This is a genomic window from Enterobacter sp. 237C8 (genome assembly GCF_034106865.1).
GTDB classification, from domain to species: domain Bacteria; phylum Pseudomonadota; class Gammaproteobacteria; order Enterobacterales; family Enterobacteriaceae; genus Enterobacter; species Enterobacter asburiae_B.
Genome location: NZ_JAWNDF010000002.1, coordinates 68321 through 85604 on the forward strand (window position 1 = coordinate 68321; position 17284 = coordinate 85604).

General features: G+C 56.1%; 15 protein-coding genes. 12 read left to right on the plus strand and 3 right to left on the minus strand.

Translation table 11 applies throughout. The annotated features are described in order from the left end of the window. The first annotated feature begins 31 nt into the window (after positions 1–31). The 10 genes from ndk (at position 32) to USF70_RS10330 (ending at position 11136) form a co-directional block, all read left to right on the plus strand. The gene (gene ndk / locus USF70_RS10285; RefSeq protein ID WP_003860625.1) at positions 32–463 is read left to right on the plus strand and encodes a nucleoside-diphosphate kinase; all 432 of its coding nucleotides are present in this window, start codon (positions 32–34) and stop codon (positions 461–463) included. A 169-nt stretch (positions 464–632) separates the two neighbouring features. Continuing rightward, positions 633–1799, plus strand: coding sequence for a bifunctional tRNA (adenosine(37)-C2)-methyltransferase TrmG/ribosomal RNA large subunit methyltransferase RlmN (locus tag USF70_RS10290; RefSeq protein ID WP_014171168.1), 1167 nt, complete (start codon positions 633–635; stop codon positions 1797–1799). Positions 1800–2092: 293 nt separating this feature from the next. Beyond that, complete coding sequence (rodZ, locus tag USF70_RS10295; protein WP_033146213.1) at positions 2093–3106, plus strand: cytoskeleton protein RodZ; 1014 nt, start codon at positions 2093–2095, stop codon at positions 3104–3106. A 26-nt stretch (positions 3107–3132) separates the two neighbouring features. Next, complete coding sequence (gene ispG / locus USF70_RS10300; protein ID WP_023308814.1) at positions 3133–4251, plus strand: flavodoxin-dependent (E)-4-hydroxy-3-methylbut-2-enyl-diphosphate synthase; 1119 nt, start codon at positions 3133–3135, stop codon at positions 4249–4251. An 80-nt stretch (positions 4252–4331) separates the two neighbouring features. Beyond that, positions 4332–5606 (plus strand): histidine--tRNA ligase, encoded by a 1275-nt coding sequence (hisS, locus tag USF70_RS10305; protein ID WP_032622984.1) that lies wholly within the window; start codon positions 4332–4334, stop codon positions 5604–5606. Between the two features lie 13 nt (positions 5607–5619). Further along, the gene (locus USF70_RS10310; protein WP_033146211.1) at positions 5620–6240 is read left to right on the plus strand and encodes a YfgM family protein; all 621 of its coding nucleotides are present in this window, start codon (positions 5620–5622) and stop codon (positions 6238–6240) included. 10 nt (positions 6241–6250) lie between these two features. Beyond that, a complete protein-coding gene (gene bamB, locus USF70_RS10315; RefSeq protein ID WP_087823103.1) occupies positions 6251–7429 on the plus strand; it encodes an outer membrane protein assembly factor BamB in 1179 nt (392 codons plus the stop codon). Positions 7430–7541: 112 nt separating this feature from the next. Continuing rightward, positions 7542–9014, plus strand: coding sequence for a ribosome biogenesis GTPase Der (der, locus tag USF70_RS10320; protein ID WP_023308811.1), 1473 nt, complete (start codon positions 7542–7544; stop codon positions 9012–9014). Positions 9015–9314: 300 nt separating this feature from the next. Next, positions 9315–10859 carry a peptide MFS transporter gene (locus USF70_RS10325; RefSeq protein WP_029741661.1) on the plus strand — a complete coding sequence of 515 codons (1545 nt, stop codon included), beginning with the start codon at positions 9315–9317 and terminating at the stop codon, positions 10857–10859. A 55-nt stretch (positions 10860–10914) separates the two neighbouring features. Beyond that, positions 10915–11136 carry a zinc ribbon domain-containing protein gene (locus USF70_RS10330; protein ID WP_064673759.1) on the plus strand — a complete coding sequence of 74 codons (222 nt, stop codon included), beginning with the start codon at positions 10915–10917 and terminating at the stop codon, positions 11134–11136. On the opposite strand, the gene USF70_RS10335 is transcribed toward USF70_RS10330, so the two are convergent. Genes USF70_RS10335 through xseA form a run of 3 tightly spaced genes read right to left on the minus strand, consistent with a single transcriptional unit; the run spans position 11133 to position 13935 of the window. Then, on the minus strand, positions 11133–11483 hold the full coding sequence (locus USF70_RS10335; protein ID WP_006811517.1) for a protealysin inhibitor emfourin: 351 nt from the start codon (positions 11481–11483) through the stop codon (positions 11133–11135). The two genes, USF70_RS10330 and USF70_RS10335, sit on opposite strands and share 4 nt — an antisense overlap. Beyond that, positions 11484–12503, minus strand: a complete 1020-nt coding sequence (locus USF70_RS10340) for a M4 family metallopeptidase (RefSeq protein ID WP_048978850.1) — start codon at positions 12501–12503, stop codon at positions 11484–11486. Positions 12504–12561: 58 nt separating this feature from the next. Continuing rightward, the gene (xseA, locus tag USF70_RS10345) at positions 12562–13935 is read right to left on the minus strand and encodes an exodeoxyribonuclease VII large subunit (RefSeq protein ID WP_033146196.1); all 1374 of its coding nucleotides are present in this window, start codon (positions 13933–13935) and stop codon (positions 12562–12564) included. A 158-nt stretch (positions 13936–14093) separates the two neighbouring features. Here xseA and guaB point away from each other — a divergent pair, with 158 nt between their 5' ends. Both guaB and guaA read left to right on the plus strand, forming a co-directional pair. After that, positions 14094–15560 carry an IMP dehydrogenase gene (gene guaB / locus USF70_RS10350; RefSeq protein WP_023333022.1) on the plus strand — a complete coding sequence of 489 codons (1467 nt, stop codon included), beginning with the start codon at positions 14094–14096 and terminating at the stop codon, positions 15558–15560. Between the two features lie 67 nt (positions 15561–15627). Beyond that, positions 15628–17205, plus strand: a complete 1578-nt coding sequence (guaA, locus tag USF70_RS10355) for a glutamine-hydrolyzing GMP synthase (protein WP_033146195.1) — start codon at positions 15628–15630, stop codon at positions 17203–17205. The last annotated feature ends 79 nt before the right edge of the window (positions 17206–17284 follow it).

Below are 17284 nucleotides of genomic sequence, written 5' to 3' on the forward strand. Positions count from 1 at the left end.
GCAAAACAACAGAACATTGACAGAGGTTATCATGGCTATTGAACGTACTTTTTCCATCATCAAACCAAACGCGGTGGCAAAAAACGTTATTGGCAGCATCTTCGCTCGCTTTGAATCTGCAGGGTTCAAAATTGTTGGCACCAAAATGCTGCACCTGACCGTTGAGCAGGCTCGCGGTTTCTACGCTGAGCACGAAGGTCGCCCATTCTTTGACGGCCTGGTTGAGTTCATGACCTCCGGTCCAATCGTGGTATCCGTGCTGGAAGGCGAAAACGCAGTACAGCGTCACCGTGACCTGCTGGGCGCAACCAACCCGGACAACGCGCTGGCAGGTACTCTGCGCGCTGACTACGCAGACAGCTTCACCGAGAACGGTACCCACGGTTCTGACTCTGTTGAATCTGCTGCACGCGAAATCGCTTTCTTCTTCGCAGAAGGCGAAGTGTGTCCACGCACCCGTTAATTTAACGGTTTCGTTTACACATTATTTTCGTAAATGCCGCGTCCAGACGTGGCATCCCTGCGCCAGACTTTGTACAATGCAACGCCCCGGACGAGCAGACTGCTTTCCGGGGCGTTTCTATTCAACCCTCCATGGGCCATAACGTGTAACAACGAGGCCGGAAAATATTATGTCTGAATTAGTTAATACCTCCGAAGTCGCCATTCCTGCGGTTCCCAATAAAAATGGAAAAATCAACCTGCTGGATCTGAACCGTCAGCAGATGCGCGAGTTCTTTAAAGAGATGGGCGAAAAGCCGTTTCGTGCCGATCAGGTCATGAAGTGGATGTACCATTACTGCAGCGACAATTTTGATGACATGACTGACATCAACAAGGTCCTGCGCAACAAGCTCAAGGAAGTGGCTGAAATCCGCGCACCGGAAGTGGTGGAAGAGCAGCGCTCAGCGGATGGCACCATCAAATGGGCGATTGCGGTAGGCGATCAGCGCGTTGAGACCGTCTACATCCCGGAAGAAGACCGCGCCACGCTGTGTGTCTCCTCTCAGGTAGGCTGTGCGCTGGAGTGCAAATTCTGCTCAACCGCGCAGCAAGGCTTTAACCGTAATCTGCGGGTGTCAGAAATTATCGGCCAGGTCTGGCGTGCCGCGAAAATCGTCGGTGCGGCAAAAGTAACCGGTACGCGTCCTATCACCAACGTGGTGATGATGGGGATGGGTGAGCCGCTGCTGAACCTGACCAACGTCGTTCCGGCGATGGAAATCATGCTGGATGACTTCGGTTTTGGTCTGTCCAAGCGTCGCGTCACGCTGTCTACCTCTGGCGTTGTGCCTGCGCTGGACAAGCTGGGCGATATGATTGACGTTGCGCTGGCGATCTCCCTGCATGCACCAAACGACGAAATTCGTGACGAAATTGTGCCGATCAACAAAAAGTACAATATCGAAACCTTCCTCGCTGCGGTGCGTCGCTATCTGGAGAAATCCAACGCCAACCAGGGCCGCGTCACCATCGAGTACGTGATGCTTGACCACGTTAACGACGGTACCGAACATGCGCATCAGCTTGCTGAACTGCTGAAAGATACGCCATGCAAAATCAACCTGATCCCATGGAACCCGTTCCCGGGCGCGCCGTATGGCCGTAGCTCGAACAGCCGTATCGACCGTTTTTCCAAGGTGCTGATGGAGTATGGTTTCACCACCATCGTGCGTAAAACCCGTGGTGATGACATTGATGCAGCATGCGGACAGCTGGCAGGTGATGTTATTGACCGTACCAAACGTACCCTGCGTAAACGCATGCAGGGCGAGACGATCGCGGTTAAAGCTGTTTGATTATTATGCACTCACGGCGCATTATCTGCGCCGTGAAGCCTGGTCTTACTGAATAATCAGTCAGATTCGTGATGACTGAACAATAATTACGGTGCGTTTCATCCGACTTTCGGGCAGTATGTAACGACGTAACAACAGTTTAGCCGTACGGGCAGGGCTGTACTGTCATCTCCGGGCTGACAGTCTTATACTCTCTGTTCAAGGTTAACTGACCAGAAGTTTCGCGGTGCGGGTGGCATTGTGACTCACCGGCACCTGAACCCTTATTTTTCACGTACCAGTAGTTGTAGCGAATGAATACTGAAGCCACTCACGACCAACATGAAGCACTCTCCACTGGCGTTCGTCTTCGCAACGCCCGTGAACAACTCGGACTCAGCCAGCAAGCCGTTGCGGAACGCTTGTGCCTGAAGGTTTCCACGGTTCGCGATATTGAAGAAGATAAGGCACCTGCCGATCTGGCTTCAACGTTCTTGCGCGGTTATATCCGCTCTTACGCAAAACTGGTCCATATCCCCGAAAATGAATTACTGCCAATGATGGAGAAGCAGGCACCGGTCCGTGCAGCAAAAGTTGCGCCGATGCAGACCTTCTCCCTGGGGAAACGTCGTAAAAAACGCGATGGCTGGCTGATGAGCTTTACCTGGCTGGTGCTGTTTGTGGTGATTGGCCTGACGGGCGCATGGTGGTGGCAAAACCACAAAGCCCAGCAGGAAGAGATCACCACCATGGCCGATCAATCCTCTGCTGAACTCAACCAGGCCGGAAGTGAGAATGCCCAGAACGTGCCGCTGAATAACGACGGTGCAGCGTCCTCAAGCGAGCCACAGACCGCAGCGCCAGACGCGTCGGCGACCGATGCAGCACAGGCTCCGTCAGCAACGGCTAACACCGCTGCGCCGCAGGCTCAGGATCAAAATGCGGTTGTTGCCCCTTCTCAGGCGAATGTTGATACTGCAGCGAACGTGCCTGCGGCTACTCAGCCTGCAGACAATAGCGCAGCGTCTCTGCCAACCAACCCGGCGGGTACGGCAACAGCAGCCGATCCCAACGCGCTGGTGATGAACTTCAGCGCCGACTGCTGGCTGGAAGTGACTGACGCGACAGGTAAAAAACTGTTCAGCGGCCTGCAGCGTAAAGATGGCACGTTAAACCTAACCGGCCAGGCTCCCTATAAACTTAAAATCGGCGCTCCGGCAGCGGTACAGATCCAGTATCAAGGAAAACCTGTCGACCTGAGCCGCTTTATCAGAACTAACCAGGTTGCACGTCTTACCGTTAATGCCGAACAATCAGCAGCACAGTAACAGACGGGCAACGCGGGAGATTTTTCATGCATAACCAGGCTCCGATTCAACGTAGAAAATCGAAACGGATTTACGTTGGGAATGTGCCAATCGGCGATGGGGCACCTATCGCCGTTCAGTCGATGACCAACACGCGCACTACCGATGTAGAAGCGACGGTCAATCAAATCAAAGCATTAGAACGTGTAGGCGCGGACATTGTTCGCGTTTCCGTCCCGACCATGGATGCCGCTGAGGCGTTCAAACTGATCAAACAGCAGGTCAGCGTTCCGCTGGTGGCTGATATCCACTTCGACTACCGCATCGCACTGAAAGTGGCCGAATACGGCGTCGATTGCCTGCGCATTAACCCGGGCAACATCGGTAACGAAGAGCGTATCCGCATGGTAGTGGACTGCGCCCGCGATAAAAATATTCCTATCCGTATCGGCGTTAACGCCGGTTCCCTGGAAAAAGACCTGCAGGAAAAATACGGCGAGCCGACGCCACAGGCGCTGCTCGAATCCGCGATGCGCCATGTCGATCATCTCGATCGTCTTAACTTCGATCAGTTCAAAGTCAGCGTAAAAGCGTCCGACGTGTTCCTGGCGGTAGAGTCTTATCGTCTACTGGCAAAGCAGATCGACCAGCCTCTGCACCTCGGGATCACCGAAGCAGGCGGCCTGCGCAGCGGCTCTGTAAAATCCGCGATCGGTCTGGGGCTGCTGCTCTCTGAAGGGATCGGTGACACCCTGCGCGTCTCGCTGGCGGCCGATCCGGTCGAAGAGATCAAAGTCGGTTTCGATATCCTGAAGTCGCTGCGCATTCGCGCGCGTGGGATCAACTTCATTGCCTGCCCAACCTGCTCGCGTCAGGAGTTTGATGTGATCGGGACGGTGAATGCCCTGGAGCAGCGTCTGGAAGACATTATCACCCCGATGGACGTCTCCATCATCGGCTGCGTGGTAAACGGTCCGGGTGAAGCACTGGTGTCAACCCTGGGCGTAACCGGCGGTAACAAGAAAAGTGGTCTCTATGAAGATGGCGTTCGTAAAGATCGTCTGGATAATAGCGACATGATCGACCAGCTTGAAGCCCGCATCCGCGCCAAAGCCGCCATGATGGACGAAACACAGCGTATCAGCGTTCAGCAGGTTGAAAAATAACGTGATGGGAAGCGTGCCGCTTCCCATGTATGATTGAACCCATTCTTTGGGTTTTTTTTGTATATAGAAAGAGAATAAACGTGGCAAAAAACATTCAAGCCATCCGCGGCATGAACGATTATCTGCCTGGCGAAACCGCCATCTGGCAGCGCATTGAAGGCACACTGAAGCAGGTGCTCGGCAGCTACGGTTACAGCGAAATCCGTTTGCCGATTGTAGAGCAGACCCCGTTATTCAAACGCGCGATCGGTGAAGTCACCGACGTGGTTGAAAAAGAGATGTACACCTTTGAGGACCGCAACGGCGACAGCCTGACCTTGCGTCCGGAAGGTACGGCGGGCTGCGTACGCGCCGGCATCGAACATGGTCTTCTGTACAATCAGGAGCAGCGCCTGTGGTATATCGGCCCGATGTTCCGCCACGAACGTCCTCAGAAAGGTCGTTATCGTCAGTTCAATCAGCTGGGTGTGGAAGTCTTTGGCCTGCAGGGCCCGGACATCGACGCTGAACTGATTATGCTGACCGCCCGCTGGTGGCGCGCCCTCGGTATCGCCGATCACGTTTCTCTTGAGCTGAACTCTATCGGTTCTCTGGAAGCACGCGCTAACTACCGCGATGCGCTGGTGGCGTTCCTGGAACAGCATAAAGAGAAGCTGGACGAAGACTGCAAACGTCGCATGTACAGTAACCCGCTGCGCGTTCTGGATTCCAAAAACGCGGATGTTCAGGCACTGCTGAACGATGCGCCTGCGCTGGGTGACTACCTGGATGAAGAATCTCGCGAACACTTCGCGGGCCTGTGCAAGCTGCTTGAAGCGGCAGGCATCGCCTATACCGTGAATCAGCGCCTGGTGCGCGGTCTGGACTACTACAACCGCACCGTGTTTGAGTGGGTGACCACCAGCCTCGGTTCTCAGGGCACCGTATGTGCGGGCGGCCGTTATGACGGTCTGGTTGAGCAACTTGGCGGTCGCGCAGCCCCTGCTGTTGGCTTCGCGATGGGCCTTGAGCGACTTGTTTTGCTGGTTCAGGCAGTTAATCCGGAATTTAAAGCAGATTCCGTTGTCGATATATACCTGGTGGCTTCAGGCGCGGAAACGCAGTCTGCGGCGATGCAGCTTGCCGAACGCGTGCGCGATGCGCTGCCGGGCGTTAAGCTGATGACCAACCATGGCGGCGGCAACTTTAAAAAACAGTTTGCTCGTGCCGATAAGTGGGGCGCAAGTATTGCACTGGTGCTGGGCGAGTCCGAAGTGGCTAACGGCGAAGTGGTGGTGAAGGACCTGCGCTCTGGTGAGCAGACAACGGTAACGCAGGACGGCGTTGCGGCGCACTTGCGCACTCTATTGGGCTAAGGAGAAGGACTGCGTGGAAATTTACGAGAACGAACACGATCAGGTCGACGCGATTAAGCGCTTCTTTGTTGAAAACGGCAAAGCGCTGGTTGTTGGGGTTATTTTAGGTGTCGGTGCGCTGGTGGGCTGGCGTTACTGGAACAATCATCAGGCAGATTCCGCGCGCGGCGCGTCCCTGTCCTATGAAAATACCGTGAGCGCAATTCGTGCCGATCAGCCGCAAACGCTGACGGCGGCAGAAAAATTTGCGGCTGACAACAAAAACACCTACGGTGCACTGGCTGCGCTGGAAGTGGCTCAGCAGTACGTTGATAAGAACGAACTGGATAAAGCCGCTGCACAGCTCTCTCAGAGCCTTGCTGCGGCAAGCGATGAGAACCTGAAAGCGGTGATCAATCTGCGCCTGGCACGTATTCAGGTTCAGCAGAAAAAAGCTGACGATGCGCTGAAAACGCTCGATACCATCAAAGGCGAAGGTTTTGCTGCCATCGTTGCCGATCTGCGCGGTGAAGCACTGCTGAGCAAAGGTGACAAAGCGGGCGCGCGTAAAGCGTGGCAAGCTGGCGTCGAGAGCAATGCTTCACCTGCGCTGAGCGAAATGATGCAGATGAAAATAAATAATTTGTCCGTCTGAGAGGGACCCGATGCAATTGCGTAAATTACTTCTGCCAGGACTGCTTTCTGTTACGTTATTGAGTGGTTGTTCACTGTTCAGTGGCGAAGAAGACGTTGTGAAAATGTCCCCACTGCCGACGGTTGAAAACCAGTTTACCCCATCCACCGCGTGGGATGTCTCCGTGGGCAATGGGATTGGTGATTTCTATTCCAACCTTCATCCTGCGTATGCAGACAGCGTTGTCTATGCCGCTGACCGCAAAGGTACCGTGAAAGCGGTGAACGCCGATGACGGGAAAGAAGTATGGTCCGTTAACCTGGCGGAAAAAGACGGCTGGTTCTCCCGTAAACCTGCACTGCTCTCTGGCGGTCTGACCGTTGCCGGTGGCCATGTTTACGTGGGCAGCGAAAAAGCGCAGGTTTATGCGCTGAACAGCAGCGACGGCTCTATTGCCTGGCAAACAACCGTAGCGGGTGAATCCCTGTCTCGTCCGGTGGTGAGCGACGGTCTGGTGCTGATTCATACCAGCAACGGCCAGCTGCAGGCGCTGAACGAAGCTGACGGTCTGGTGAAATGGACCGTTAACCTAGATATGCCTGCGCTCTCTCTGCGCGGTGAATCAGCACCGGCTACCGCATTTGGTGCTGCCATTGTGGGCGGTGACAACGGTCGCGTGAGCGCCGTGCTGATGCAGCAGGGTCAGATGATCTGGCAGCAGCGTATCTCTCAGGCCACCGGCTCAACGGAAATTGACCGTCTGAGCGACGTAGACACAACGCCGGTCATTGTTAACGGTGTGGTTTACGCGCTGGCCTATAACGGCAACCTGACCGCGCTGGATCTGCGCAGCGGCCAGATCATGTGGAAACGTGAGCTGGGCTCTGTGAACGATTTCATCGTTGAGGGCAACCGCATCTATATGGTCGATCAGAACGACCGTCTGCTGGCGCTGAGCACCGAAGGCGGCGTGACGCTGTGGACGCAAAGCGATCTGCTGCACCGTCTGCTGACCTCGCCTGTGCTGTACAACGGTAGCCTGGTGGTTGGCGACAGCGAAGGGTATATGCACTGGATCGATCCGGATAACGGCCGCTTTGTTGCACAGCAAAAAGTCGACAGCTCTGGCTTCCTGACCGATCCGGTTGTGGCCGACGGCAAACTGCTGATTCAGGCAAAAGACGGCACGCTGTACGCGATCACGCGTTAATTACCCGGCGGTTGTAGTATACTAAACGGCTCCTGTTCACTCAGGAGCCGTTTTGACATTTTTAAAAACGCCGCGAAAGTGACGTTATTTTGAATTTTATGAGGCTTCAAACATGGTACCTGTGGTCGCGCTTGTCGGGCGCCCTAACGTTGGAAAATCCACTCTTTTTAACCGTTTAACACGCACCCGTGATGCGCTGGTTGCGGATTTCCCGGGGCTGACGCGTGACCGTAAGTACGGTCGTGCAGAGGTGGAAGGACGCGAGTTCATCTGTATTGATACCGGTGGTATTGACGGCACAGAAGACGGCGTTGAAACCCGCATGGCGGAACAGTCGCTGCTGGCGATTGAAGAGGCGGATGTGGTGCTGTTTATGGTGGATGCGCGCGCTGGCCTGATGCCGGCGGACTCCGCTATTGCCAAACACCTGCGTTCACGCGAAAAGCCGACCTTCCTGGTGGCGAACAAAACTGACGGTATCGATGCCGATCAGGCCGTCGCGGATTTCTGGTCTCTTGGCCTGGGTGAAATCTACCCGATTGCGGCATCGCATGGCCGTGGCGTCACCAGCCTGCTGGAAACCGTTCTGCTGCCGTGGGTTGACGAAGTAAACCCGCCGGAAGAAGTGGACGAAGACGCTGAATACTGGGCGCAGTTTGAAGACGGAGAAGAGGGCGAAGAAGAGCCTGAAGACGACTTCAACCCGCAGGATCTGCCGATCAAGCTGGCCATCGTGGGTCGTCCAAACGTAGGTAAGTCTACGCTTACTAACCGTATTCTGGGTGAAGAGCGCGTGGTCGTTTACGACATGCCGGGCACCACCCGTGACAGTATCTACATCCCTATGCAGCGCGACGAGCGCGAGTATGTCCTCATCGACACCGCCGGGGTGCGTAAGCGCGGGAAAATCACCGATGTGGTGGAAAAATTCTCCGTTATCAAAACCCTGCAGGCGATCGAAGATGCCAACGTAGTGCTGCTGGTCATCGACGCACGCGAAGGTATCTCCGATCAGGATCTCTCTCTGCTCGGCTTTATCCTCAATAGTGGGCGCTCACTGGTTATCGTGGTCAACAAGTGGGATGGCCTGAGCAATGAAGTGCGCGAGCAGGTGAAAGAGACCCTCGACTTCCGTCTGGGCTTTATCGACTTCGCCCGCGTGCACTTTATCTCTGCGCTGCACGGCAGCGGGGTGGGTAACCTGTTCGAATCCGTGCGTGAAGCGTACGACAGCTCCACCCGTCGTCAGAGCACCGCGATGCTGACCCGCATCATGAATATGGCTGCTGAAGACCATCAGCCGCCGCTGGTGCGCGGCCGTCGCGTGAAGCTGAAATATGCCCACGCCGGTGGTTACAACCCGCCAATCGTAGTAATTCACGGCAACCAGGTGAAAGACCTGCCGGATTCCTACAAGCGCTATCTGATGAACTACTTCCGTAAATCGCTGGACGTAATGGGCACGCCTATCCGTATCCAGTTCAAGGAAGGGGAAAACCCGTTTGCCAACAAGCGCAACACCCTGACGCCAAACCAGATGCGTAAGCGTAAGCGCTTGATTAAGCACATTAAGAAAAGCAAATAATCTTTACCTGCCTCACGAAAGCCCGCGTTTATCGCGGGCTTTTTTTTGCCAAATCATACCGCCGGTTATCTCTGTGTGAAGTCAATCACTATTCACTTTTAACCAAGTTTAAATCTAAGAAAGTAGACAATCGTCGAATTTTCATCTTAAAGTCCAGGGTCTGGTACTAGACAAAACTAGCGCCTGGTTATCAAATGGTTAACTAACTTTTCGCCGCATGTAAAAAATCGGCCAGATACGTAACTGGCCGGCGTACCTGCTGGTGTTTACAAGCACGACGACATACCTTTCGGGAGAATTATGCAATCCACTGTTAATCAAAAAGAGAGCCGAACGTTCTTCGGCCATCCGTATCCGCTCGGTTCCCTGTTCTTCACCGAGATGTGGGAGCGCTTCTCGTTTTACGGCATTCGTCCGTTACTGATCCTGTTTATGGCCGCCACCGTCTATGACGGCGGGATGGGCCTGGCGCGTGAAAACGCCTCGGCGATTGTCGGTATCTTTGCCGGTACCATGTACCTGGCCGCGCTGCCGGGTGGGTGGCTGGCCGATAACTGGCTCGGTCAGCAGAGAGCCGTCTGGTACGGTTCAATTCTGATTGCGCTCGGACACCTGTCGATCGCGCTCTCTGCGGTGATGGGGAACAACCTGTTCTTTATCGGCCTGATGTTCATCGTGCTTGGCTCAGGGCTGTTCAAAACCTGTATCTCGGTGATGGTCGGCACCCTGTATAAAAAAGGCGACGCGCGTCGTGACGGCGGTTTCTCGCTGTTCTATATGGGCATCAACATGGGCTCGTTTATCGCGCCGCTGATTTCCGGCTGGCTGATCAAAACCCACGGCTGGCACTGGGGCTTTGGTATAGGCGGTATCGGGATGCTGGTGGCGCTGATTATCTTCCGCGTGTTTGCCGTTCCGGCAATGAAACGCTATGACGGCGAAGTCGGCCTCGACTCTACCTGGAACAGCCCGGTGGTGAAGCGTAACGGCGTGGGCGTTTGGCTGCTGGCGCTGGCGGCTGGCGTGGCAACGATCGTGACGCTGATTGCGCAGGGCGTGATTGTGATTAACCCGGTCGCGGTAGCCAGCGTGCTGGTCTACGTGATTGCGGCGTCCGTAGCCCTCTACTTTATTTATCTGTTTGTCTTTGCGGGGCTGAACCGTAAAGAGCGCGCCAGGCTGTTGGTCTGCTTTATTCTGCTGATTTCAGCGGCGTTCTTCTGGTCCGCGTTTGAGCAGAAACCAACCTCGTTCAACCTGTTTGCCAACGACTACACTAACCGCATGATTGGTGATTTTGAAATCCCGGCGGTATGGTTCCAGTCAATCAACGCCCTGTTCATCATCCTGCTGGCTCCGGTGTTTAGCTGGGCATGGCCGAAGCTCGCGAGCAAAAACATTCGCCCGAGCAGCATCACCAAGTTCGTTATTGGTATTTTGTGCGCGGCGGCGGGCTTTGGCCTGATGATGCTGGCGGCACAGAACGTGCTGAGCAGCGGTGGAGCGGGCGTGTCGCCGTTCTGGCTGGTGGGCAGCATCCTGATGCTGACGCTCGGCGAACTGTGCCTGAGTCCGATTGGCCTGGCGACCATGACGCTGCTTGCGCCGGAAAGAATGCGCGGCCAGATGATGGGGCTGTGGTTCTGCGCCAGCGCGCTGGGTAACCTGGCGGCGGGCCTGATTGGCGGTCACGTGAAGGCCGATCAGCTGGATATGCTGCCGGATCTCTTTGCTCGCTGCTCCATCGCGCTGCTGATTTGTGCCGCGGTACTGATCGTCCTTATTGTTCCGGTGCGCCGCATGCTGGAAAATGCGCAGACTAAACCGGCTGCTAACGCCTCATAAAGCTCGGTCTTGCCGGGGCGGCGTTATGCCCCGGTAAAACCCAATAGGAGAGAATATGTCGATTACCTGCCCGGAATGCCAGGCACCGCTGGAGTCCCAGAACGGGGTAGCGCACTGCGACAGCTGTAATAAAGATATTGCGCTTGAAGCCCGCTGCCCGGAGTGCCATCAGCCGCTCCAGGTATTAAAAGCCTGCGGTGCGGTGGACTATTTCTGCCAGAACGGCCACGGTCTTATCTCTAAAAAACGCGTGGAGTTTGTTCGGGCCGAAGGTTAATCGCAGACGCAGCCTTCGCCTTTCTGCCACAGCTCGACCAGCGACTCGGGGGCTTCCTGCTCGGGCACCAGCACGATGATATCGGCGTAGTGCGCCTGATTTTGCCCGGTCCAGATAATCTGGATGCGGAAATAGCGCTGGTCGCCGCTGCCGGGTGAAGAGGCTTGCCCCGGCGGCTGACCGCGTGGAAAAGCCTGCTCCAGGATGCTCACCAGGCGCTGGCGCTGGGCCTCATTGAGCGAGGAGAGCGCGATGGTGCGCTGTCCGCTCAGCTTGGGAATAAAAGCGACGCCGCCTTCCCGGGCCAGCTCAACCACGGCGTCATCCGTCAGTTCCGGAACCTGCATTTACAACACTCCCACCTGTTCCCAGGCTTGTTTAATGGCCGCACCAGCGTCGCTGCCGGAGCGTTTCTCTCCGTGCGCGATCGTCAGCTTTGCGAAGGCCTCAAAATCCGCATCCTGCGCCAGTTTGCGATCGCAAACCGTGTCGTACCAGGCATAACCCGCTTTTTCCCAGGCGTAGCCGCCGATCGCCGTAGCGGCCAGATAAAATGCCCGGTTGGGGATGCCGGAGTTCAGGTGCACGCCGCCGTTATCCTCGCGCGTTTTAATGAAGTCTTTCATGTGCGCAGGCTGCGGGTCTTTGCCGAGCAGGGGATCGTCATAGGCGGTGCCGGGTTTAGACATTGAGCGCAGCCCTTTGCCGTTAATCCCTTTCGCCAGCAACCCTTCACCAATGAGCCAGTCAGCCTTATCTGCGGTTTGCTTCAGATGGTACTGTTTAACCAGCGAGCCAAACACGTCCGACAGAGACTCGTTCAGCGCGCCCGACTGTTCAAAATAGATAAGCCCGGCTTCGGTCTCGGTCACGCCGTGGCTCAACTCGTGCGCTACCACGTCGATGGCGATGGTAAAGCGGTTAAATATTTCCCCGTCGCCGTCGCCAAATACCATCTGCTGACCGTTCCAGAAGGCGTTCTGATATTCCCGGCCATAGTGAACGGTGCCGGTCAAAATAAGACCTTTATTATCGAGCGAATCGCGCTGATATTCTTTCCAGAAGAAATCATGGGTAATACCTAAATAATCGTAGGCTTCATCCACCGCCACATCGCCGTTCGATGGCTGGCCTTCGTAACGCACCTGGGTACCCGGCAGCTCCTGGGTATGCTTCGCGTCGTAAATATCGCGCTCCAGCTGTCCGGCTTTATTCACGTGCGGCGCGGCGGGTTTGCCGGGCATGTGGGCCATCAGCGTCTGGACGTGGGTTAAGGTCTGACGGGCACAGCGCTGCTGCGGCTCGGAACCGCTTTCGATAATACGACGAAGAATATAAGGGGGAATAACGCTATGAAGATGGGGCATGCTGCTCTCCTTATTAAAAAAGGGAATAGCAGCAGTATAGTAAGTAACCGGCGAGGAATTATCCGGTTTTACGCTGACGCGTCTTTTTCACCGGTTTAATTGATTTCACTTCGCTTTCTACCCAGCCGTCTGAAAGACGCGTCGTCAGCACATCGCCGGTATTCACCTGTTTGGTCTGCTTCAGCACTTTGCCGTCCGTCGCCGTCGTCACGCTATAGCCGCGCGCCAGCGTGGAGAGGGGGCTGACCGCTTCAAGATGGGTCACCGCATTGCCAAAACGCTCGCGGGTGGCGCTCAGCCGCGCCCGGATTGTCTCCGCCAGACGATACTCCAGCTGCTGGATCCGCGTTTGCGTGCGATAAATTTTCGGCTGCGGGTTCTGCTGGTTCAGGCGCTGCGTCACGCGCTGCTGGCGCGATACCGCGCGCTTGAGCTGACTATCCAGCGCGAAATTCATGCGCTGGCGCAGACGCTCCAGCACGGTCTGCTGACGCGCCAGACGCAGCTGCGGGTGCTGCTGCTGAAGACGATGATGAAGCTGGGTAAAGCGGCGGGTACGGTTGGCAAGGAAGTAGTCCATCGCCATCTCAAGACGCTGCTGGCCGTTCTGAATCTGACGCAGCAGCTCCAGCTGGTTGCGGCTGACCACTTCCGCCGCCGCGGACGGCGTAGGCGCGCGCAGGTCCGCGACAAAATCGGCTATCGTTACGTCCGTTTCGTGGCCGACGGCGCTCACCACGGGGATAAGGCTTGCAAAGATTGCCCGCGCCACGCGCTCGTCGTTAAAGCTCCACAAGTCTTCCAGCGAGCCGCCGCCGCGCCCGACGATTAATACGTCGCACTCCTGACGGGCGTTCGCCAGCTCAATGGCGCGAACTATCTGGCCCGGCGCATCGTCACCCTGAACGGCGGTCGGGTAGATGATGACGGGCAGGGAAGGGTCGCGACGCTTCAGCACGTGCAAAATATCGTGCAGTGCCGCACCGGTTTTCGAGGTGATCACCCCAACGCAGTGGGCAGGGGAGGGCAGCGGTTTTTTATACTGCTGGTCGAACAGCCCCTCGGCAGAGAGCCGGGCTTTTAGCTGTTCATACTTCTGCTGCAGCAGGCCTTCGCCCGCAGGCTGCATGCTCTCGACGATGATCTGATAATCGCCGCGCGGCTCATACAGAGTGATATTGGCGCGAACCAGAACCTGCTGGCCGTGCTGAGGACGAAACGTCACGCGACGGTTGCTGTTGCGGAACATCGCGCAGCGCACCTGGGCGGTGTCGTCTTTTAAGGTAAAGTACCAGTGACCGGAGGACGGCTGCGTGAAGTTAGAGATCTCACCGCTGATCCAGACCTGCCCCATTTCCTGCTCAAGCAGCAAACGCACCGTCTGATTCAGGCGGCTGACGGTATAAATTGAGGGAGATTGAGAGGATAACATGTGAGCGGGATCAAATTCTAAATCAGCAAGTTATTCAGTCGATAGTAACCTGCTGAGAGGCAATCGCAAGCTTTTTTATAAAAAAGTGTAGATGCAATCGGTTACGCTCTGTATAATGCCACGGCAATATTTAACCACCCAGGTCAGAGATATTGCCCATGCTACGTATCGCTAAAGAAGCACTGACGTTTGACGACGTCCTCCTCGTTCCCGCTCACTCCACTGTTCTGCCGAATACTGCCGATCTCAGCACGCAGTTGACGAAAACCATTCGCCTGAACATTCCTATGCTCTCTGCGGCAATGGACACCGTGACTGAAGCGCGCCTGGCTATCGCCCTGGCACAGGAAGGTGGCATTGGCTTTATTCACAAAAACATGTCTATCGAACGTCAGGCGGAAGAAGTTCGCCGCGTGAAGAAACATGAATCCGGCATCGTGTCTGACCCACAGACCGTTCTGCCAACCACCACGCTGCACGAAGTGAAAGCCCTGACTGAACGTAACGGCTTCGCCGGTTACCCGGTGGTGACCGAAGAGAACGAACTGGTCGGTATCATCACCGGTCGTGACGTGCGTTTCGTGACTGACCTGAACCAGCCTGTTAGCGTGTACATGACGCCAAAAGAGCGTCTGGTTACCGTTCGCGAAGGTGAAACCCGCGACGTGGTGCTGGCAAAAATGCACGAAAAACGCGTTGAAAAAGCGCTGGTTGTTGACAGCAGCTTCCACCTGCGCGGCATGATCACCGTTAAAGATTTCCAGAAAGCAGAACGTAAGCCTAACGCCTGTAAAGACGAGCATGGCCGTCTGCGCGTCGGCGCTGCGGTTGGCGCTGGCGCCGGTAACGAAGAGCGCGTTGACGCGCTGGTTGCTGCGGGCGTTGACGTCCTGCTGATTGACTCCTCTCACGGCCACTCCGAAGGCGTTCTGCAACGTATTCGCGACACCCGTGCCAAATACCCTGATCTGCAGATCATCGGCGGTAACGTGGCCACTGGCGCAGGCGCTCGCGCGCTGGCTGACGCTGGCTGCAGCGCGGTGAAAGTGGGTATCGGCCCTGGCTCTATCTGTACCACACGTATCGTGACCGGCGTGGGCGTTCCGCAGATCACCGCCGTGTCTGACGCGGTTGAAGCGCTGGAAGGCACAGGTATTCCGGTTATCGCTGACGGCGGTATCCGCTTCTCAGGCGACATCGCCAAAGCGATCGCCGCGGGCGCAGCTGCCGTAATGGTAGGCTCCATGCTGGCCGGTACCGAAGAATCCCCGGGTGAAATCGAACTCTACCAGGGCCGTTCTTACAAATCTTACCGCGGTATGGGCTCCCTGGGCGCGATGTCCAAAGGCTCCTCTGACCGTTACTTCCAGACCGATAACGCCGCTGACAAACTGGTGCCGGAAGGTATCGAAGGTCGCGTAGCGTATAAAGGCCGTCTGAAAGAGATCATTCACCAGCAGATGGGCGGCCTGCGCTCCTGTATGGGTCTGACCGGCTGTGGTACCATTGACCTGCTGCGTACTAAAGCGGAATTCGTACGCATCAGCGGTGCGGGTATCCAGGAGAGCCATGTTCACGACGTGACGATCACCAAAGAGTCCCCGAACTACCGTCTGGGCTCCTGATAAGTTTCCGCGCCCGGCTTCTGCCGGGCGCTCTGTTTTTGTTTCACTTGCCTCGGAATTAGCGTCAATGACGGAAAACATTCATAAACATCGCATTCTCATCCTGGACTTCGGTTCTCAGTACACTCAGCTGGTGGCGCGTCGCGTACGTGAACTGGGCGTTTACTGTGAGCTGTGGGCGTGGGATGTCACGGAAGCACAGATTCGCGAATTCAATCCAAGCGGCATCATCCTGTCCGGCGGCCCGGAAAGTACCACCGAAGAGAACAGCCCGCGCGCGCCGCAGTACGTGTTCGAAGCTGGCGTGCCGGTATTCGGCGTTTGCTACGGTATGCAGACTATGGCAATGCAGCTGGGCGGCCACGTAGAAGGCTCTAACGAGCGCGAGTTTGGCTACGCACAGGTAGAAGTCGTCACCGACAGCGCGCTGGTGCGCGGTATCGAAGACTCCCTGACCGCAGACGGCAAACCGCTGCTGGACGTGTGGATGAGCCACGGCGACAAAGTTACCGCCATCCCGTCTGACTTCGTGACCGTTGCCAGCACCGAAAGCTGCCCGTTTGCCATCATGGCGAACGAAGAAAAACGCTTCTACGGCGTGCAGTTCCACCCGGAAGTGACCCACACCCGTCAGGGTATGCGCATGCTGGAGCGCTTCGTGCGTGACATCTGCCAGTGTGAAGCCCTGTGGACTCCGGCAAAAATCATCGACGACGCCGTTGAGCGTATCCGCCAGCAGGTTGGCGATGACAAAGTGATCCTCGGCCTCTCCGGCGGCGTGGACTCCTCCGTGACCGCGATGCTGCTGCACCGCGCCATCGGCAAAAACCTGACCTGCGTCTTCGTGGACAACGGTCTGCTGCGTCTGAACGAAGCCCAGCAGGTCATGGACATGTTCGGCGACCACTTCGGTCTGAACATCATTCACGTGGAAGGCGAGCAGCGCTTCCTGGACGCGCTGAAAGGCGAGAACGATCCGGAAGCGAAACGTAAGATCATCGGCCGCGTGTTCGTGGAAGTATTCGACGAAGAGGCGCTGAAGCTGGAAGACGTGAAGTGGCTGGCGCAGGGCACTATCTACCCTGACGTGATCGAGTCTGCTGCCTCCGCAACCGGTAAAGCACACGTCATCAAATCTCACCACAACGTGGGCGGCCTGCCGAAAGAGATGAAGATGGGCCTGGTTGAACCGCTGCGCGAGCTGTTCAAAGACGAAGTGCGTAAGATCGGTCTGGAACTGGGTCTGCCGTACGACATGCTCTACCGTCACCCGTTCCCGGGTCCGGGTCTGGGCGTGCGCGTGCTGGGCGAAGTGAAGAAAGAGTACTGCGACCTGCTGCGTCGCGCGGACGCGATCTTCATCGAAGAGCTGCACAAAGCTGACCTGTACAACAAGGTAAGCCAGGCGTTCACCGTGTTCCTGCCGGTTCGCTCCGTCGGTGTGATGGGCGATGGCCGTAAGTACGACTGGGTTGTTTCCCTGCGTGCGGTGGAAACCATCGACTTCATGACCGCGCACTGGGCGCACCTGCCGTATGACTTCTTAGGCCGCGTGTCTAACAGAATAATCAATGAAGTCAATGGGATATCGCGAGTCGTATATGACATCAGCGGTAAGCCACCGGCTACGATTGAGTGGGAGTGAGTGGGTGACTTTTTAATTGCCTGACTTGATAAAAGAACACCAATAAATTTTATCTATTGGTGTTCTTTTTAATAATATG

Coding starts and splice junctions, on each gene's coding strand:
- ispG (WP_023308814.1), top strand. CDS start 3,133: ATGCATAACCAGGCTCCGATTCAACGTAGAAAATCGAAACGGATTTAC.
- guaA (WP_033146195.1), top strand. CDS start 15,628: ATGACGGAAAACATTCATAAACATCGCATTCTCATCCTGGACTTCGGT.
- USF70_RS10290 (WP_014171168.1), top strand. CDS start 633: ATGTCTGAATTAGTTAATACCTCCGAAGTCGCCATTCCTGCGGTTCCC.
- der (WP_023308811.1), top strand. CDS start 7,542: ATGGTACCTGTGGTCGCGCTTGTCGGGCGCCCTAACGTTGGAAAATCC.
- USF70_RS10330 (WP_064673759.1), top strand. CDS start 10,915: ATGTCGATTACCTGCCCGGAATGCCAGGCACCGCTGGAGTCCCAGAAC.
- xseA (WP_033146196.1), bottom strand. CDS start 13,935: ATGTTATCCTCTCAATCTCCCTCAATTTATACCGTCAGCCGCCTGAAT.
- USF70_RS10340 (WP_048978850.1), bottom strand. CDS start 12,503: ATGCCCCATCTTCATAGCGTTATTCCCCCTTATATTCTTCGTCGTATT.
- bamB (WP_087823103.1), top strand. CDS start 6,251: ATGCAATTGCGTAAATTACTTCTGCCAGGACTGCTTTCTGTTACGTTA.
- USF70_RS10325 (WP_029741661.1), top strand. CDS start 9,315: ATGCAATCCACTGTTAATCAAAAAGAGAGCCGAACGTTCTTCGGCCAT.
- USF70_RS10335 (WP_006811517.1), bottom strand. CDS start 11,483: ATGCAGGTTCCGGAACTGACGGATGACGCCGTGGTTGAGCTGGCCCGG.
- ndk (WP_003860625.1), top strand. CDS start 32: ATGGCTATTGAACGTACTTTTTCCATCATCAAACCAAACGCGGTGGCA.
- guaB (WP_023333022.1), top strand. CDS start 14,094: ATGCTACGTATCGCTAAAGAAGCACTGACGTTTGACGACGTCCTCCTC.
- rodZ (WP_033146213.1), top strand. CDS start 2,093: ATGAATACTGAAGCCACTCACGACCAACATGAAGCACTCTCCACTGGC.